Source organism: Chitinophaga pollutisoli (assembly GCF_038396755.1).
Taxonomy (GTDB): Bacteria; Bacteroidota; Bacteroidia; order Chitinophagales; family Chitinophagaceae; genus Chitinophaga; species Chitinophaga pollutisoli.
In genome coordinates, this window is sequence record NZ_CP149822.1 from 4,052,501 (window position 1) to 4,055,000 (window position 2,500).

Annotated in this window: 2 rRNA genes (1 of these 2 only partly in view); both read left to right on the forward strand. The window is 46.6% G+C overall.

The features are described from left to right. Positions 1 to 1,902 (forward strand): 23S ribosomal RNA (locus tag WJU16_RS16980); it begins 979 nt to the left of the window's first position. A gap of 128 nt (positions 1,903 to 2,030) precedes the next feature. Then, positions 2,031 to 2,142 (forward strand): 5S ribosomal RNA (gene rrf / locus WJU16_RS16985). Positions 2,143 to 2,500: the final 358 nt, after the last annotated feature.

Here is a 2,500-nt window from a genome sequence, read left to right on the forward strand (position 1 = left end):
GCGCTAAGGTCCATGGCCGAGAGGGAAATAACCCAGATTAACAGCTAAGGTCCCTAAGTGTATGTTAAGTTGAACAAACGCAGTTCAAACCCTAAAACAGCCAGGATGTTGGCTTGGAAGCAGCCATTCATTTAAAGAGTGCGTAACAGCTCACTGGTCGAGGGTTTGGGCACGGAAAATAATCGGGCATCAAACATACTACCGAAGCTTTAGGATTGTACCAAGAGGTATAATCGGTAGGGGAGCATTCTGTACTGCATCGAAGGTGTACCGCGAGGTATGCTGGAGCGTACAGAAAAGAAAATGTAGGCATAAGTAACGATAAAAAAGATGAAAAATCTTTTCGCCGTAAGACTAAGGGTTCCTGATCAACGCTAATCGGATCAGGGTTAGTCGGGTCCTTAGGCAAAGCCGAGAGGCGTAGCTGATGGCAAACTGGTGAATATTCCAGTACCTGCTATAATTTCGATGGGGTAACGGAGTAGTGAAAGGACTGCGCACTTACGGAATAGTGCGTTAAAGGGTGTAGGTATACTTTGGGTAGGAAAATCCGCCTGGAGTGCTGAACCTGATAGTACAGCAAAGCTTCGGCCGCGCTGATAATGTCCCTAATCAGACTTCCAAGAAAAACCTCTAAGGTTAGGTTATAGCAGCCCGTACCGTAAACCGACACAGGTAGTCGAGGAGAATATCCTAAGGCGCTCGAGTGATCCATGGTAAAGGAACTAGGCAAATTGACGCTGTAACTTCGGGATAAGGCGTACCACAGTGATGTGGTCTCAGTAAAATGGTCCAACCAACTGTTTAACAAAAACACAGGGCCCTGCAAAATCGAAAGATGACGTATAGAGCCTGATACCTGCCCGGTGCTGGAAGGTTAAGGAAGGGTGTTCGGCGCAAGCCAAAGCTCCTGACTGAAGCCCCAGTAAACGGCGGCCGTAACTATAACGGTCCTAAGGTAGCGAAATTCCTTGTCGGGTAAGTTCCGACCTGCACGAATGGTCTAATGAGTTGGACACTGTCTCTACCATGAGCTCGGTGAAATTGTAGTATCGGTGAAGATGCCGGTTAATCGCAACGGGACGGAAAGACCCCGTGAACCTTCACTACAACTTAACATTGATTTTGAGTGCCAGATGTGTAGGATAGTTGGGAGACTATGAAGCGGCTTCGCCAGGAGTCGTGGAGTCAACGTTGAAATACCAACCTTCTGTTACTTAGAGTCTAACCCGGCAACGGGGACATTGTTTGGTGGGTAGTTTGACTGGGGTGGTCGCCTCCTAAAAAGTAACGGAGGCTCGCAAAGGTACCCTCAGTACGGTTGGTAATCGTACGCAGAGCGCATTAGTAGAAGGGTGCTTGACTGTGAGGCAGACAAGCCGAGCAGGTGCGAAAGCAGGCTAAAGTGATCCGGTGGTTCTGTATGGAAGGGCCATCGCTCAAAGGATAAAAGGTACTCCGGGGATAACAGGCTGATCTCCCCCAAGAGCTCATATCGACGGGGAGGTTTGGCACCTCGATGTCGGTTCGTCACATCCTGGGGCTGGAGAAGGTCCCAAGGGTTCGGCTGTTCGCCGATTAAAGTGGCACGTGAACTGGGTTCAGAACGTCGCAAGACAGTTCGGTCCCTATCTGTTGTGATCGTTAGTAAATTGAGAGGACATGACCTTAGTACGAGAGGACCGGGTCGTACGTACCGCTGGTGTATCTGTTGTGCCGCCAGGTGCAGTGCAGAGTAGCTATGTACGGGCAAGATAAACGCTGAAAGCATCTAAGCGTGAAACTTACCTCAAGATGAGTTTACTTTTAAGGGCCGTCAGAGACTATGACGTTGATAGGTTACAGGTGTAAGGGTGGTAACATCGAAGCCGAGTAATACTAATTGCCCGTAAGCTTTAATTTTATTATGCTCTTTCTCTGAAAAGAGCGTGTTTTACAACTTCCCGATATGTAAATTTATTAGTAGTAAGATACTAGGATCACCGTTCGAATCATCGAAAGATAAAACGAACAGCATCCATCTAAGATCTTATGGTGGTTTTACCGAGGGTGTTCACCTCTTCCCATTCCGAACAGAGAAGTTAAGCCCCTCATGGCCGATGGTACTGCACTATCATGCGGGAGAGTAGGTAGCTGCCATATTTATTGAAAAAAGTCCCGGTTCAATACCGGGACTTTTTTTATCTGTTCTTCTTTTGATTAACAAAAGGAAGAGCGCAATAAACGCAAAGATTGCACACTTCAATGGTACCGCTCTTATCGGTACTTCCGCAATCAGTAAAAAAGAGATCAGTAATAGAAAAGTATCGGATTATATCTGTTCCAAAAGTTACGACGTAAAATTTTGCGGTAATCTGAAAAGATACTATCTTTGCCATCCGCTTGCAAGGAGCGGGGAAAACACTGCTGTGCGAGCATAGCAATGGGATCTGAAAAGCAAAGAAAATCGACTACGTAACCGACTGACAATCAGAAAAATAAAAAATAAGTTTTCTGCTCA